This window comes from Streptomyces sp. NBC_01481 (assembly GCF_026339995.1).
Taxonomy (GTDB): domain Bacteria; phylum Actinomycetota; class Actinomycetes; order Streptomycetales; family Streptomycetaceae; genus Streptomyces.
On record NZ_JAPEPT010000001.1, the window covers coordinates 660,401 to 675,637 of the forward strand.

Consider the following 15,237-nt stretch of genomic DNA (forward strand, 5'->3'; position numbering starts at 1 on the left):
CGGGTCGCCGCAACGGTCAGGCGCGTGCGTCAGGCACCGGGTGCGCGGTAGTCCACCTTCTGGCGGGCCGCTTCGTCGATCTCGTCGGCCGTCAGCAGGACGACGGTGTTCGTGCGAACGCCACCGGCCGCCGAGGTGACCAGGCCCATGGCCGCAGCGGAGGCGTTGCTCGGCAGGTCCGCGATGACGTAGACGTCATCCTTGCCGAACGCCCAGTACATGGATTCGATCTGGCCTCCCAGGCCCTGAACCATGCGTTCGACGACCTCGCGGCGCGACGCAGCACCTTCCTTGAGCATGCCCTTCAGGCCGTCCACGGTCAGCGTGACTCTGAAAAGGTATTTCGACATCGGTCTCCGCCTTCGGCATTGTCCCGATCCTTGCCCTTTACCTGAATTCTCCTCCGCCTCGCGTCCCCCGTCGCGGCGAAGGCCGCCCCGGTGCCAGAGCCGCGACCGGGATTCCGCAGACCGTGCGCCGGCTATCGCGCGGGGACGGCGAGTTCACGCCCGCGGTAGAAGCCTTCCCGCTCCTCGACGACGTACGGGGCCATGGCCTCGTGCCGCCGCGTCTCCGCCTCGGAGGCCCGCCAGGAGTCGCACGCCTCCTTGGTGTCCCAGAACGACACCCCGGTGATCTCCCGGCCGTCCTCGCTCCAGTACGCGTAGGCGTAGCGCAGAGCCTGCGGATACGGGTCCGGGCGCCAGGCCCCTTCGAACTCCTCCAACGCGCCGGGCTTGATGCGGCGCGTCGTCACCCAGACGAATAGCTCCTTCATCGCAGCCTCCTCAGGAACGCCGCGTTCGGCCTGACGGCGTCCTCTCCCAACCACCGTAGGTCGGCGCTGCCGCTCGCGCCTCCTCTCCGCGGGGCGGCTAGTGAGGCGTGCTGACGTCGTCGCTCTTGGGCGCCGTCGTGGGTTCTCCGCGGCGTACGGAGCCGGGGGCGCGGGCGGCAGGGTGGTCGGCGCGGACGGAGGAGGACAGCTGCCAGGGGACGCTGGTCACCATCACGCCGGGGGTGAACAGCAGGCGGCTCTTGAGCCACAGCGCGGACTGGTTGTGCAGCAGGTTCTCCCACCAGTGGCCGACCACGTACTCGGGGATGAAGACCGCGACCACGTCGCGCGGGCTCTCGCGCCGTATCGAGCGCACGTATTCCACAACCGACTTGGTGATCTCGCGGTAGGGGGAGTCGAGAACCTTGAGCGGGATCTCGATGCCGTAGTCGTCCCACTGCCGTTGGAGCGCGGTGGAGGCGTCGCGGTCGACCGCGACGGTGAGGGCTTCCAGCCGGTCGGGCCTGAAGGCGCGTGCGTAGGCCAGCGCCCGCAGGGTCGGTTTGTGGATGGTGGACACGAGCACGATGGCCAGCACCCGGGAAGGCCGGACCATCTCGCTGCGCGGGTCCGTGACCGCGAGTTCGGCCGCGACGGAGTCGTAGTGGCGGCGGATGCCGCGCATCATCACGAACAGCACGATCGCCGCCAGCACCGCCAGCCACGCGCCCTGGGTGAACTTGGTGGCCAGCACGATGACCAGGACCAGACACGTGACGACCGCGCCGGTGGCGTTGATGACCCGCGCGACCTGATGGCGGCGGCGGAGCGCCTGATCGGGCTCGGTACGCAGCTCGCGGTTCCAGTGCCGGACCATGCCCGTCTGGGACAGCGTGAAGGAGGTGAACACGCCCAGGATGTAGAGGTGGATGAGGCTGGTGACATTGGCTTTGTAGCCCCACAGCAGCAGTCCGGCCACGATCGCCAGGGCCAGGATGCCGTTGGAGAACGCGAGCCGGTCGCCGCGGTTGTGCAACTGGCGTGGCAGATAGCGGTGCTGGGCGAGAATCGAGGCGAGCAGCGGGAAGCCGTTGAAGGCGGTGTTCGCGGCGAGAATCAGGACCAGGGCGGTGGCGGCCTGGATGAAGTAGAAGCCGACGCTGTTCTCGCCGCCGAAGACGGAGGCGGCCAGCTGCGCGATGACCGTGCGCTGTGTGTAGCCCTCGCAGTCGGTCAGCCCCGTCAGCCGGCAGGAGTCGTCGGTGATGTGCACCTTGGCCACGATGGCGAGCGTGGTGACGCCGACGAACATCGTGATGGCGATGATGCCCATCGCGGCCATGGTGGTCGCGGCGTTCTGGGACTTGGGCTTGCGGAAGGCGGGCACGCCGTTGGAGATCGCCTCCACGCCGGTCAGTGCTGTACAGCCGCTGGAGAACGCGCGCAGGACCAGCATCACCAGCGCGAGGCCCGCCAGGTCCGCGTCCCCGGGCTCCGGCTTGATGCCGTAGGCGGCGCTTTCGGCCACCGGCGCGTCACCCATCAGATAGCGGAACAGGCCGGTGCCGACCATGATCAGTACGCCGCCGATGAACAGGTAGGTCGGGGCGGCGAACAGTTGGCCGGACTCGCGTACCCCGCGCAGGTTCATCGCGGTCAGCAGGGCGACGAAGATCAGCGCCATCAGCACCCGCTCGTCGGCCAGTTCGGGCACCGCCGAGATGATGTTGTCGACGCCGGAGGCGACCGATACGGCCACCGTCATCACGTAGTCGACCAGCAGCGAGGAGGCGACCACCAGGCCGGCCGACGGGCCGAGGTTCGTCGAGGCCACCTCGTACGACCCACCGCCGCTCGGATAGGCGTGCACCACCTGGCGGTAGGACAGCACCACCACGGTCATCAGCGCCACGACCGCGGCCGCGATCCAGGGCGTGAAATGCAGATACGCCAGGCCGCCCAGCGTGAGGACCAGCAGGATCTCCTGGGTGGCGTACGCCACCGAGGACAGTGGGTCGGAGGCGAAGATCGGCAGAGCGAGGCGCTTGGGCAGCAGCGTCTCGCCCAGCTCCTCGCTGCGCCTTGCCCGGCCGATCACCAGCCGCTTGAGTATCCCGGTCACGTTGAGCACGGCGCGAGCGTAAGCCGCCCCACCGGCCGGAATGCACCGTCAGAGGGGTCTGAGGGGCATCAAGAACTCGTTAGGATTCGCCGAGGCTTCGTACAAATGGCGCAATTGCGCCGATGAGGGTGGCCGGCCGACGCGTCAGAGCCTGCCGAGCCGCCTCGCTTCGAAACGGCTGCGCGCCTCAGGCCGGCCATCATCCGGCGCACGGGGGTCCACGGCAGACGTACGCCGGCCGCCGCCGATCTCACCCAACTCCCGCAGCGCGGAGGGGAGAACCAGGAGGCGATGCGCCGCTACCCGCCCGTATTCATCCGCGACGGCACGGGCCCGGGGCCGCTCACGTGAGCATGATGCCCACCGCGGACTCCACCAGGAACACCATGCCCCGACGTCCTGAGCGCGAACGAGCGGGCGCCCGGCGGGACCCAGCTGGTTTGCCCGAGCGCTGGGCCGCCCTCGCCAGACTTCCGTGACCTGCAAAAAAGCCCCCCACGAGGGAGGGCCGTACTTCGGTCGGGTAGAGCGCCCCCGGCAGGACTCGAACCTGCGGCCAAGCGCTTAGAAGGCGCCTGCTCTATCCACTGAGCTACGGGGGCCGAATGGTGGCCTCGGTGGCCTGGAGCCCACGTCGGGTGTTCCGTGACCTTGCCGGGGACAAGGATAGGGCTCCGATCGCCTTGACCCCGTTGCTTCACCTGCGTGGCACGATGTGGAGGTTCGGTGAAGCGAACCGATAATCGCAGGCAGGTGCGATTCACGCACCGCTTTTAGCGCCTCGCGTCTCGGGTGTTGTGCACTCGTTATGCCTGCGCCCCACTCGCCTCATGTGTCCCGTCTGTCCGACCGGCGCGCAGGGAGGGCTATACGCTTCAAAAAGCCACTTAAATTGGGCATTCTTCGCATGTGGTGACCTTGGATGCACGGCCTCAGCTGATCGACGCACTCTCCGCCCTCCGCGACCGTGTCGCCGCCGTGCGTCTCCCTCTTCCCCTTCCTGGCGCCCCGCGCGCTCGGCAGACGCGTGCCGAGCTGCTCGCACAGCTCGACGACTATCTCGTGCCCCGGCTCAAGGAGCCCGAAGCGCCGCTTCTCGCCGTCGTCGGCGGATCCACCGGGGCCGGGAAGTCGACCCTCGTCAACTCCCTTGTGGGGCGGCGGGTCAGCGAGGCCGGGGTGCTGCGGCCCACCACCCGTACGCCGGTGCTCGTATGCCATCCCGACGACCACCACTGGTTCGCGGGAATGCGGGTACTGCCGCACCTCACCCGCGTATGGCTGCCCCAGCAGGACGAGACCGAAGGGGAACAGGACGGTGCCCGCGAGGCGGCCGACGCGCAGAACTCCCTGCGGATCGAGACCGCCGCCGGCCTGCCCCGCGGGCTCGCACTGCTCGACGCGCCCGACATCGACTCGCTCGTCGTCGAGAACCGGCTGTTGGCCGCCGAGTTGATCTGCGCCGCCGATGTGTGGGTGATGGTGACGACGGCCTCGCGGTACGCGGACGCGGTCCCCTGGCATCTGCTGCGTACCGCCAAGGAGTACGACGCGACGCTGGTCACCGTGCTCGACCGGGTACCCCACCAGGTCGTCGCGGAGGTCTCGCGCCAATACGCCGCCCTGCTGACCAAGGCTGGACTCGGCGAGGTGCCGCGGTTCACGATCCCGGAGCTGCCCGAGTCGGCGGGCGGCGGCAACGGGCTGCTGCCCACCACCGCCGTCGCCCCCCTCTTCGCCTGGCTGGCCCACAGGGCGCAGGATCCGGCGGCCCGCCAGCAGGCACTGGCACGTACCGCATCGGGCGTGATCGATTCGCTCAACGCCCGGATGCCGGAACTCGCGGCCGCCGTGGCGGGGCAGTACGCAGCGGCCGTACGGCTCACCGGCGCGGTCGAGGACGCGTACGACAAGGAGCGCGAGCGGGTACGCGGGCAGCTCCGGAGCGGTGCGGTGCTCGCGGGCGACGCGCGGACGCGCTGGCGCGGCTTTCCGCGCGACAGCTCCGCGGGCGAGCTGCTGGACGCGCTGGTGGGCAGCCTGTCCGCGCTGCTGCAGTGCGCCGTCGCCGCCGCCGACGAACGCGTCCAGGACGCCTGGCGGCGCGAGCCCGCCGCGGAAGCCGTCCTCGCTCGGGGAGGGCGGCCGGACCTGGAGTCTGCGGAACGGATCGGGATCGCCGTGCGCCGCTGGCGGCGGGAGCTGGAGGAGCTCGCCGACGAAGAGGTACGCCGGCTGGACCTGAATCTCCCGCCCGACGCCGAAACTGTGGCCGCACTGATCGCGGCCGCACTGCTCGGCGGCAGGCGCGCACGCGGAGCGGGGGAGCGGCTTGCCGAACGGATCGGCGCCAAGGGCGCGCTGCGACTGCGCGACAAGGGCGGCGAGCTCATGGCGACGTACATCGACGGCGTACTGCACGGCGAACGCGACCGCCGGCTGGCACCCCTGGACGCACTCGAAGTGACCCCCGAGCCGCAGGCCGAACTGATCGCCGCGCTGTCCGTACTGCAGAAGGAGAGGTGACGGCGTTGACCGCCATCACTGACGACGAGGACGAGGCCGCGGACCGCTGGGACGACGGGCTGATCGCCCGGCGCGCGGGCGGCCGCGACGACAGCGGGCTGCGCGATGAGGAGACAAGGGAGGGGACCGAGGAGGAGGTGGGTGAGGAACACGTCCCGATCGGCGGGGCGTACGTCGGGCCGCTTCGGGTACGCCTCGACGCCCTGCGCGAACTCATCGGCCTGTCACGGACCCGGCTGGACGGGCAGACACTCGCCGAGGCAGGACGTGTCCTCGACGAGGCGGCCGCCCGCCAGCGGCTCTCCTCGCGGCACACCGTCGTCGCCATCGCGGGCGCCACAGGCAGTGGCAAGTCGACGCTCTTCAACGCCCTGGCCCAAGTGCCGATCTCGGAGACCGGACTGCGCAGGCCCACCACCACAGGACCGATCGCCTGCACCTGGTCGGAGGGTGCCGCCGGGCTGCTCGACCGGCTCGCAATCCCGCCCCGGCTGCGGCGCAGACCCCTGGCGGGCGGCGCCGAGGAGCTGTCCGGGCTGGTGCTCGTCGACCTGCCCGACCACGACTCGGCACTGGTCCGCCACCGGGAGCAGGTGGACCGGGTGCTGGCACTGGTGGACGCGGTGATCTGGGTCGTAGACCCGGAGAAGTACGCGGACGCCGCCCTGCACGAGCGGTATCTGCGGCCGCTCGCCGGGCATGCGGAGATCACCTTCGTGGTGCTCAATCAGGTGGACCGGCTGCCCGGCGAGGCCGCCGACCAGGTGCTCGACGATCTGCGCCGCCTCCTGGACGAGGACGGCATGGCGCTCGGCGAACACGGCGAACCCGGCGCAACCGTGCTCCCGCTCTCCGCGCTGACCGGGGAAGGCGTCGAGGAACTGCGGGAGATGATCGGGACGTTCGTACAGGAGCGCACTGCCCCGGCGCGACGCCTGTCCGCCGACGTGGAGGCCGCAGCGGCCAAGCTGCGTGCGGTGTACGTGGCCGACGGCAGGACCGGACTGAGCGAACGCTCGCGCGAGGACTTCGCCGCCCGGCTCGCCGAGGCGATCGGTGCCAAGGCGGCCGGTGAGACGGCGGAGCGCGAGTGGCGCAGGAACGCAGGGCGGGCGTGCGGGACGCCCTGGCTGCGGCTGTGGCGCTGGTACGAGGGCACGCGTACGCCGGGCAGCGGGGCGCCGGAGGCCGCGGAGCCGGTGGAGGAGGAGCTCACGGCGCGCCAACGGGTCGAACAGGCAGTGCGTACGGTCGCGGACGAGGCGGCCGCCGGGCTGCCCGCGCCCTGGGCGCAGGCGGTGCGCGAGGCGGCGGTGCGCGGGGCCGAGGGGCTGCCCGAGGCGCTGGACGAGCTGGCGACGCGGGAGGCGGCGGCGACGAGTGGACGGCCCCTGCGGCCGAAGTGGTGGCCGGCCGCGGTACTGGCACAGGCGTCGATGACGCTGCTTCAGATCTACGGCGGGCTCTGGCTGGTGGGCCAGATCATCGGCGTCCTGGAGCCGGGGCTGCTGACACCGGCGATGCTGATGCTCGCCGGGATCGTGGGCGGGCCGCTGGTGGAATGGGCGTGCGGGGCGGCCGTACGGGGGCCTGCGCGGCGGTACGGACAGGACGCCGAGCGGCGACTGCGGGAGGCGGCGGCCGGGTGCGGGCGGGCGAGGGTGCTCGACCCGATCGCGGGGGAGCTCATGCGCTACCGCGAGGTGCGGGAGCAGTACTCGACGGTGTCGTCGGGGAAGGCGGGGGCTGCCGTGGCGGTTCCGGGTGGCGGTTCCGGGGGCGGGCCTGGGGGCGGGTCTGTATGGCTCCAGCGGTGACTGGGGTGAGGGGGGTGACGGGGTTTTCCACAGAGGGGCTCTCGTCCACAGCCGTCAGCGGGTTCTTCCCTTCCGGTCCAGCATGGAGATCGGTCAGCACAACCGGACGGGGAGGTGGCTGTCGTGAACGACACGATGGTGACGGTGGTGGGCAATGTCGCCACGAATGTGGAGTACCGGGAATCGGTGGCAGGAGGCATGGCGCGATTCCGATTCGCTGTGACTCCGAGGCGATGGGACAAGCAGAGCGGAAGCTGGACGGACGGGCACACCAGCTTCTACACGGTCTTCGCCTGGCGGTCGCTCGCCATAAATCTGGCCGGGTCGGTCTCCGTGGGAGAACCGCTTCTTGTCCATGGGCGGTTGAAGGTGCGCGAGGAGGAGCGGGACGGGAAACGCAGGACATCGGTGGAGATCGACGCGGTGGCGGTGGGCCACGATCTGACGCGCGGGACCTCGGCATTCCGGCGCGTGATGAAGGCGGAACCGCATCTGACGGCCCGTCCGGCGGAGCGCGCCGGCGAGCGATCCGAGGAGGTCGGGGCGGCGCCGGTAGCCGTGCCCTGACCAGGAGTTGTGGAGATTTGTCGATTCAGGAGCGGGGATTCGGCGATGGCGACAGAGGCGGCGATAACGATTCCGAGTCGGAATGGTTGTCTGACGGTATGACGGGGGACTGGGGTGCGCGGCGTCCATAGGATTTCGGCGTACCACGGGGCACTTGAGTCTGCAGGTGAGGCACTCCCCCCACGCGTCACACGCGAATAGGGCCTCGCCCGGAGGGGAATTCTGTGTTTGCTGTGTTCTCTGCGTCGGTCGGACGCAGGCGGAGCGCTGCTCGTCGTCTGACTGCCGCGGCCTTGCTGTCGGGCCTCATCGCGACCGGCTCTTTGGCCGCCGCAGGCCCGGCCGTCGCCGAGGACGACGTCCAGCACCAGGGTGGCGCGGTTGCCGCTCTCGACGGGCTGAAGACCTTTGACCGGGCCGTGCTCCGCACGAACGGCAAGAAGCACGAAATCCCCGCCGGGGTCTTCGAGATGACCGTCGACGGCGGCGGACGGCTGAAGACGTACTGCATCGACATCCACAACCCGACCCAGGACCAGGCGAAGTACCTCGAGACCGCCTGGAATCAGACGTCGCTGGGCACCAACAAGGACGCGGGCAGGATCCGGTGGATCCTGCTGCACTCCTACCCCCAGGTCGACGACCTGGCGGCGCTGGCCAAGTCGGCAGGCACCGGGCCGCTCTCCGAGAGGACCGCGGCGGCCGGCACCCAGGTGGCCATCTGGCGCTACTCGGACGGCGCGGACGTCGACGCGCTCGACCCCGCCGCGGAAAAGCTCGCGGACTGGCTGGAGGCCAAGGCCCGGAACGTGGCGGAGCCGAAGGCCTCGCTCAGCCTGGAGCCGAACGCCGTCTCCGGCAAGGCGGGCGGACGGCTCGGCCCCGTCACCGTCCGCACCGATGCCGGGCAGGTCGCTCTGACCCCGCCGGCCGACGCGGCAGCCAGCGGGATCAAGATCACCGACGTGGCCGGGAAGCCCCTCACCGCGGTCGTCAACGGCGCCCAGCTCTACTTCGACGTGCCGGCCGGTGCTGTCGACGGCTCGGCGACGCTGACGGCGCAGGCCACCACGTCCGTGCCGGTGGGCCGTGCCTTCGCGGGTGCGACCAAGAGCCAGACCCAGATCCTGGCCGGCTCCAGCGAGTCCACGGTCTCCGCGACCGCGACGGCGACCTGGGCGAAGGCGGGCGCGATTCCGGCGCTGTCGGCGAAGAAGAACTGCGCCAAGGGCGGCGTGGACATCAGCGCGGCCAACAAGGGCGACGCCCCGTTCAGCTTCGAGCTGATGGGCTTCAAGCACACGATCCCGGCCGGGGCGTCCAGGACGGTCACCATCCCGGTCGCCGAGGACCAGGCGTACGACTTCACCATCACCGGGCCCGAAGGCTTCAGTAAGACCTTCAAAGGCGTGCTGGACTGCAAGACCACCGGCGCCTCGGGCCCCGAGGACACTCCCTCGTCCCAGCCCAGCCCGGCCTCGGCCGGTGGCACCTCCAGTGGCCTTGAGGGCGACCTCGCCGCGACGGGGAGCTCCAACGCCACCCCGATGATCGCGGGCATAGCGATCGGGCTGGTCGTGATCGGCGGCGGCGCGGTCTTCTTCCTCCGCAAGAAGAAGGAGACGCCCACCGAGGAGTGAGCGCTCCCTCGCGCAACGTGACACTGCGCACGAGACGGCCCCGGTACGCCTGTGCGCGCTCCGGGGTCGTTTCCGTCGGTGCCGGTTCTGTGCCGGACCGGTGCCGATGGGCCGGACCGGAGCAGGGGCCCCGACCTACCGGTTTCCATCGAGGGATGGACGTACGGCAAGATGGGGTGTATCTGCCCACCCTCTTCTTGCCGGACGGTTTCTCTTGGCTGAGTACATCTACACGATGCGCAAGACGCGCAAGGCGCACGGCGACAAGGTCATCCTCGATGACGTGACGCTGAGCTTCCTGCCCGGTGCGAAGATCGGTGTGGTCGGCCCCAACGGCGCCGGTAAGTCCACCGTGCTGAAGATCATGGCCGGTCTGGAGCAGCCCTCCAACGGTGACGCGTTCCTCTCGCCCGGCTACACCGTCGGCATCCTGCTGCAGGAGCCGCCGCTGGACGAGTCCAAGACGGTTCTGGAGAACGTCGAGGACGGCGTTGCCGCGATCAAGGGCAAGCTCGACCGGTTCAACGAGATCGCCGAGCAGATGGCGACCGAGTACACCGACGCGCTGATGGAAGAGATGGGCAAGCTCCAGGAGGAGCTCGACCACGCCAACGCCTGGGACCTCGACGCCCAGCTCGAGCAGGCCATGGACGCGCTCGGCTGCCCGCCCGGGGACTGGCCCGTCACCACCCTCTCCGGTGGTGAGAAGCGCCGCGTCGCCCTGTGCAAGCTGCTGCTCGAAGCCCCCGACCTGCTGCTCCTCGACGAGCCCACCAACCACCTGGATGCCGAGTCCGTGCAGTGGCTGGAGGCGCACCTCGCCAAGTACCCCGGCACCGTCGTCGCCATCACCCACGACCGGTATTTCCTCGACAACGTGGCCGAGTGGATCCTCGAGCTCGACCGCGGCCGCGCCCACCCCTACGAGGGCAACTACTCCACCTACCTGGAGAACAAGGCCTCCCGCCTCAAGGTCGAGGGAGCCAAGGACGCCAAGCGCCAGAAGCGTCTGAAGGAAGAGCTCGAGTGGGTGCGCTCCAACGCGAAGGGGCGGCAGGCCAAGTCCAAGGCCCGTCTGGCCCGTTACGAGGAGATGGCCGCCGAGGCCGACAAGATGCGGAAGCTGGACTTCGAGGAGATCCAGATCCCGCCGGGCCCGCGTCTGGGCTCCGTCGTCGTCGAGGTCGAGAACCTCACCAAGGCCTTCGGCGACAAGGTCCTTATCGACGACCTGAGCTTTACCCTGCCGCGTAACGGCATCGTCGGCGTCATCGGCCCCAACGGCGCCGGCAAGACCACGCTCTTCAAGATGATCCAGGGTCTGGAAGAGGCCGACTCCGGTGTGATCAAGGTCGGCGAGACCGTCAAGATCTCCTACGTCGACCAGAGCCGCGCCAACATCGACCCCAAGAAGACCCTGTGGGCCGTTGTCTCCGACGAGCTCGACTACATCAACGTCGGCCAGGTCGAGATGCCGTCCCGCGCCTATGTCTCGGCGTTCGGTTTCAAGGGCCCGGACCAGCAGAAGCCGGCCGGTGTCCTGTCGGGCGGTGAGCGCAACCGCCTCAACCTGGCGCTGACCCTCAAGCAGGGCGGCAACCTGCTGCTCCTCGACGAGCCCACCAACGACCTCGACGTCGAGACGCTCTCCTCCCTGGAGAACGCCCTGCTCGAGTTCCCCGGTGCGGCCGTGGTCGTCTCCCACGACCGCTGGTTCCTCGACCGCGTCGCCACGCACATCCTGGCGTACGAGGGCGACTCCAAGTGGTTCTGGTTCGAGGGCAACTTCGATTCGTACGAGAAGAACAAGGTCGAGCGCCTCGGCCCGGACGCGGCCCGTCCGCACCGTGCCACCTACAAGAAGCTCACCCGGGGCTGAGGTTCACCAATGGCCCGGCACATCTACCGCTGCCCCCTCCGCTGGTCGGACATGGACGCCTTCGGGCATGTCAACAATGTCGTCTTCCTCCGGTATCTGGAAGAAGCGCGTATCGACTTCATGTTCCGGCTGGCGCCGGGGGACGGGTCGCCGTCGTTCTCCGGCGGGTCCGTCGTGGCCCGCCACGAGATCGAGTACAAGCGTCCGCTGGTCCACCGGCACGAGCCGGTGATCATCGAGTCGTGGGTGACGAAGATAGGTGCGGCGTCGCTGACCATCGCGTACGAGGTCAAGGACGCGGAGGGCCCTTCGCAGGTCTATGTGCGGGCCTCGACCGTCGTCGTGCCCTACGACCTCGCCGCCGAGCGTCCGCGCCGGATCAGCGCGGAGGAGAAGTCCTTCCTCCTGAAGTACCTGGACGACGCGGGCGAGGGTGCTCTCGCCGCATGAGCGTGCCCGTGCAGAGTCTGCACCTCGCCGACGCGAGGGAGGCGGAGGATCTCGCCGCCTTCCTCGCCCGGCTGATCCACTACGACCGCGCCGCCGCCGTCCGCCTTCAGGCCGGTGGTGGCGCGCTCGCCGTTTTCGGGCGCCCGCCCTCCTTCGAGGTGCTTGCGATCCGTACGGCACGGCTCGACGACCCCGTCGAGCTGGATGTCACCGTCTCGGCGGGTGAGCTTCTGGAGTCCCTGGGCGGTGAGGGCGGCGCGGAGTTCACCGTGCCCGCGCCCGTCACCGGGCCGCCGTGGGCCGGGGTGCTGCCGCCGCGCGGCGGCTGGCGGGAGCTCGCCGGACTGCCCGGAGTGACCGCGATGCGCGGAGCCGTCGCCGCCGCGGTCGCCGAATTCCGCACCCGCGACGAGCAGTTGCCCGCCGAGCGCCGCACCCGCGCCGAGCGGGACCGGATCGGCCGCGACATCTGGTCGCGCACCGTCGGCACCACCGGGCTGCCGCTGCGTGCCGTGCATGCCGCCCAGTCGCTCGGCTTTCTGCGCCCGGGAGTTCCGGTCGCCCTGCTGTCCACGGGGGCCTGGCTCAGGCTGCGTACGCCCTTCGGGTCGATCGTCGTACGCACCAATGGTCTCGGCGGACTGACGGTCACGCCCACCCGCCACGGCTGACACCCGCTGCTGCAACCCGCTAGTCGGCCGCGTTCACCATCGAGGCCGCGGCATAGCTGAGGTAGTCCCACAGCTGCCGCTGGTGCGCCTCGGAGAGCCCGAGCTCGTCCACGGCCGTACGCATGTGCCTCAGCCAGGCGTCGTGTGCGGCCCGGTCGACGGTGAACGGCGCGTGCCGCATCCGCAGCCGCGGGTGGCCGCGATTGTCGCTGTAGGTGCGGGGCCCGCCCCAGTACTGGATCAGGAACAGCGTGAGCCGCTCCTCGGCCGGACCCAGATCCTCCTCCGGGTACATCGGCCGCAGCAGCGGGTCCTCGGCAACGCCCTGGTAGAAACGGTGGACGAGACGCCGGAAGGTCTCCTCGCCACCGATCTGTTCGTAGAACGTCTGCTCCTCAAGGGTGCCGCGCGGAATCTCAGTCACCCCTCCATGGTCTCAGACGCACCGGCCGAGGACGCAGGCCCTAGGACCCGTCCACGATCGGGTGCTCGCCTCGGCGGCGGCCGCGCAGGAGAGTGGAGGCATGGGTACGGAGCTTGAACGGTTCGCCGAGCCCGCGGCCGAGGCACGGCGCTCGATGGTACGGACGATCATGGCCGACGGAGGGCTGACCGATCCGGCCTGGCGGGCGGCGTTCGAGGACGTGCCGCGGCATCTGTTCGTGCCGTACTACTTCGTGAGCCGGGGATACGCCCCGAGCGACGGCGTCGGCAAGGGCGCGTACGAGCGGCTGTGGTGCGAGGACCCTGATCCGCAGCGGCGGGCCCGCTGGCTGCGGGGTGCCTATGCCGACGGGCCGCTCGCGACGCGGGTGCGCGACGGGCAGCTGCTCTCCTCCAGCAGCCAGCCCTCGCTGATGGCACGGATGCTTCAGGAGCTGGAGGTACGCGACGGGGACGCCGTCCTGGAGATCGGCGCGGGCACCGGCTACAACGCCGCCCTGCTCGCCCACCGTCTCGGCGACGAGCTGGTGACGACCATCGACGTGGACCCGGAGATCACCGAGTCGGCGCGCTCGCATCTGGCCGCCGCGGGCTACCACCCGGCCGTGATCACCGGCGACGGCGCGCGCGGCTGCCCCGAACGCGCACCGTTCGACCGCATCATCGCGACCTGCACCCTGCCGTCCGTTCCCTTCGACTGGCTGCCGCAGTGCAGGCCGGGGGCGCGGATCCTGGCGCCGCTCTCCACCGGTCTGATCGCCCTGCGGGTGCACGACGACAGCCGCGGCCGCACCGCGGAGGGGCGCTTTCTGCGGACGGCCGCCTACTTCGTGCCGCTGCGCGGCGGCTCGGCCGCACGGGAGGGGCACACCGGCGGGCTGCCGAGGCGCGCGATCGAGAACGAGCTGTTCCGTTTTCTGCTGACGCTGACCGCGGGCAGCCTCGACCCGCACGAGGCATTGTCGCTGTGGGAGCGCGAGCGGCGCCCGCAGCGGGACCGCTTCGGGGTCACGGTCAGCGGACACCACCAGTGGGCCTGGCTGGACGACCCCGAGGGGCCGTACGCCTGGCCCCTGGGGCGTCCCACACGCCAGGCTTAGCCCCGGCGGATTGTGATCGTCGTCCAGGCTCCGACATGGACCCGGTCGCCGTCGTTCAGCGGGATCGGGACATAGGGCTGGATCGGGTCCTCGGCGCCGTTGAGCGTGGTGCCGTTGGTGGAGTTCTGGTCGACGACCGCCCACGAGCCGTCGGGCTGCTGCACCAGCACCGCGTGCTGGTGCGAGACACCCGGGTCCTCCGGAGGCACCGAGAGATCGATGTCGGGGGACTCGCCGGTGGAGTGCCGGCGGCGGCCGATGGTGATCTGGTTGCCGACGAGCGGGAGCTGCTGCTCGGGGGAGTACGCGGGCAGGTTGAGGCCGCTCGCGTCCGGGCCGCTGCGCTGCATCATCGCCAGGAAGTACTCACGGTCGGGCGCGATGACGGCCGTCCAGCCCGCGGGTGCTGCCTGCTGGTACGGGGGCGGAGCCTGCTGACCCTGCGGAGGGCCGGGCTGCTGGGTGTACTGCGGCTGCATCGGCTGCTGCTGGAACGGGTGCGGCTGCTGCGGTGCCTGAGGCTGTGGTGGCTGCGTCTGCTGCGGTGCCTGCGCCTGCGAGGGCGGAGGCAGCATCCAGTCGTCCCCGCCGCCCGTCTGCTGGTGCCCCGGCGGCGCGGGAGGTGCGGGCTGGTGATACGCGGGCGGCGCCGGCGGGCCCGGCTGCTGCTGGAACGCCTGCGGCACAGGCGGCGGCCCCTGCTGCTGGAAGCCCTGCGGCGGCTGCTGCTGCGACGGCGGCTCGTTCATCAGCGGCTCGGCCGGCCGGTTCATCTGCGAGGGCCGCGAGCTCTGGTACTCGTACGGGTCGTGCTGCTGCGGATTGGGGTGCTGCTGCTGCGGCGCGGGCGCCGGCTGCGCCTGGAAGCCCGGCGGCAGATTCAGCCCGCCGACCGGCTGCGGGGGCGGAGCCAGCGGGGTGTACGAGGTCGCCGTGTGCGTGAGGAAGTTGTACCGGCACTCCTCGCAGAAAGGGGCCATGGCCTCGCGCGGGGTGCGGCACTGCGGGCAGAGCTCGGCCTGGGCGGTGGCGTTCGGGTCGGCGGAGCCGGGACCCGGGCCGGGGTAGCCGTAGGCCGGCGGGGGTGGCGGCGGAGGCGGCGGCACGGCACCCGCGGGAGCACCAGGACCGGCCATGCGGTGGCCACAGACCTCGCACCAGTCGTCGGAACCCGACTGGTGTCCGTTCGGGCAGGTCGGCATGTCGGCGCTTCCCCCTCTCCTCGTCCGGCCCGGGGGCCGTT

At 70.5% G+C, this 15,237-nt stretch carries 13 protein-coding genes and 1 tRNA gene; 8 read left to right on the forward strand and 6 right to left on the reverse strand.

Features of this window, described 5'->3' with window-relative positions:
• Window positions 1-29: 29 nt before the first annotated feature.
• The 4 genes from OOK40_RS03150 to OOK40_RS03165 form a co-directional block, all read right to left on the reverse strand.
• Complete coding sequence (locus tag OOK40_RS03150; protein WP_266476262.1) at window positions 30-350, reverse strand: GYD domain-containing protein; 321 nt, start codon at window positions 348-350, stop codon at window positions 30-32.
• A gap of 131 nt (window positions 351-481) precedes the next feature.
• Window positions 482-778, reverse strand: a complete 297-nt coding sequence (locus OOK40_RS03155; protein ID WP_266476264.1) for a hypothetical protein — start codon at window positions 776-778, stop codon at window positions 482-484.
• A 97-nt stretch (window positions 779-875) separates the two neighbouring features.
• Window positions 876-2,909 (reverse strand): APC family permease, encoded by a 2,034-nt coding sequence (locus tag OOK40_RS03160; protein WP_266476265.1) that lies wholly within the window; start codon window positions 2,907-2,909, stop codon window positions 876-878.
• 520 nt (window positions 2,910-3,429) lie between these two features.
• A tRNA-Arg gene (locus OOK40_RS03165) sits at window positions 3,430-3,502 on the reverse strand.
• A 307-nt stretch (window positions 3,503-3,809) separates the two neighbouring features.
• Here OOK40_RS03165 and OOK40_RS03170 point away from each other — a divergent pair.
• The 7 genes from OOK40_RS03170 to OOK40_RS03200 all read left to right on the forward strand — a co-directional run bounded on the left by OOK40_RS03170 (window position 3,810) and on the right by OOK40_RS03200 (window position 12,450).
• Window positions 3,810-5,426 (forward strand): dynamin family protein, encoded by a 1,617-nt coding sequence (locus tag OOK40_RS03170; RefSeq protein ID WP_266476266.1) that lies wholly within the window; start codon window positions 3,810-3,812, stop codon window positions 5,424-5,426.
• A gap of 5 nt (window positions 5,427-5,431) precedes the next feature.
• The gene (locus OOK40_RS03175; RefSeq protein WP_266476267.1) at window positions 5,432-7,243 is read left to right on the forward strand and encodes a YfjP family GTPase; all 1,812 of its coding nucleotides are present in this window, start codon (window positions 5,432-5,434) and stop codon (window positions 7,241-7,243) included.
• 123 nt (window positions 7,244-7,366) lie between these two features.
• Complete coding sequence (locus OOK40_RS03180) at window positions 7,367-7,810, forward strand: single-stranded DNA-binding protein (RefSeq protein ID WP_266476269.1); 444 nt, start codon at window positions 7,367-7,369, stop codon at window positions 7,808-7,810.
• A 233-nt stretch (window positions 7,811-8,043) separates the two neighbouring features.
• A complete protein-coding gene (locus tag OOK40_RS03185; protein ID WP_266476270.1) occupies window positions 8,044-9,450 on the forward strand; it encodes a Cys-Gln thioester bond-forming surface protein in 1,407 nt (468 codons plus the stop codon).
• A 214-nt stretch (window positions 9,451-9,664) separates the two neighbouring features.
• The gene (gene ettA, locus OOK40_RS03190) at window positions 9,665-11,329 is read left to right on the forward strand and encodes an energy-dependent translational throttle protein EttA (RefSeq protein WP_266476271.1); all 1,665 of its coding nucleotides are present in this window, start codon (window positions 9,665-9,667) and stop codon (window positions 11,327-11,329) included.
• A gap of 9 nt (window positions 11,330-11,338) precedes the next feature.
• Window positions 11,339-11,779: a thioesterase family protein gene (locus OOK40_RS03195; protein WP_266476275.1), complete on the forward strand. Its 441-nt coding sequence runs from the start codon at window positions 11,339-11,341 to the stop codon at window positions 11,777-11,779.
• Window positions 11,776-12,450, forward strand: a complete 675-nt coding sequence (locus tag OOK40_RS03200; RefSeq protein ID WP_266476276.1) for a hypothetical protein — start codon at window positions 11,776-11,778, stop codon at window positions 12,448-12,450. Before OOK40_RS03195 ends, OOK40_RS03200 begins: the two co-directional genes overlap by 4 nt.
• A 19-nt stretch (window positions 12,451-12,469) precedes the next feature.
• Here the strand turns inward: OOK40_RS03200 and OOK40_RS03205 are convergent, their stop codons facing one another.
• The gene (locus tag OOK40_RS03205; RefSeq protein WP_266476277.1) at window positions 12,470-12,874 is read right to left on the reverse strand and encodes a globin; all 405 of its coding nucleotides are present in this window, start codon (window positions 12,872-12,874) and stop codon (window positions 12,470-12,472) included.
• Window positions 12,875-12,974: 100 nt separating this feature from the next.
• On the opposite strand from OOK40_RS03205, the gene OOK40_RS03210 reads away from it, so the two are divergent.
• Complete coding sequence (locus OOK40_RS03210; protein WP_266476278.1) at window positions 12,975-13,994, forward strand: methyltransferase domain-containing protein; 1,020 nt, start codon at window positions 12,975-12,977, stop codon at window positions 13,992-13,994.
• On the opposite strand, the gene OOK40_RS03215 is transcribed toward OOK40_RS03210, so the two are convergent.
• On the reverse strand, window positions 13,991-15,196 hold the full coding sequence (locus tag OOK40_RS03215) for an FHA domain-containing protein (protein WP_266476280.1): 1,206 nt from the start codon (window positions 15,194-15,196) through the stop codon (window positions 13,991-13,993). The genes OOK40_RS03210 and OOK40_RS03215 overlap by 4 nt on opposite strands.
• Between the last annotated feature and the right edge of the window lie 41 nt (window positions 15,197-15,237).

Coding starts and splice junctions, on each gene's coding strand:
- OOK40_RS03150 (WP_266476262.1), bottom strand. CDS start 350: ATGTCGAAATACCTTTTCAGAGTCACGCTGACCGTGGACGGCCTGAAG.
- OOK40_RS03155 (WP_266476264.1), bottom strand. CDS start 778: ATGAAGGAGCTATTCGTCTGGGTGACGACGCGCCGCATCAAGCCCGGC.
- OOK40_RS03195 (WP_266476275.1), top strand. CDS start 11,339: ATGGCCCGGCACATCTACCGCTGCCCCCTCCGCTGGTCGGACATGGAC.
- OOK40_RS03200 (WP_266476276.1), top strand. CDS start 11,776: ATGAGCGTGCCCGTGCAGAGTCTGCACCTCGCCGACGCGAGGGAGGCG.
- OOK40_RS03210 (WP_266476278.1), top strand. CDS start 12,975: ATGGGTACGGAGCTTGAACGGTTCGCCGAGCCCGCGGCCGAGGCACGG.
- OOK40_RS03215 (WP_266476280.1), bottom strand. CDS start 15,196: ATGCCGACCTGCCCGAACGGACACCAGTCGGGTTCCGACGACTGGTGC.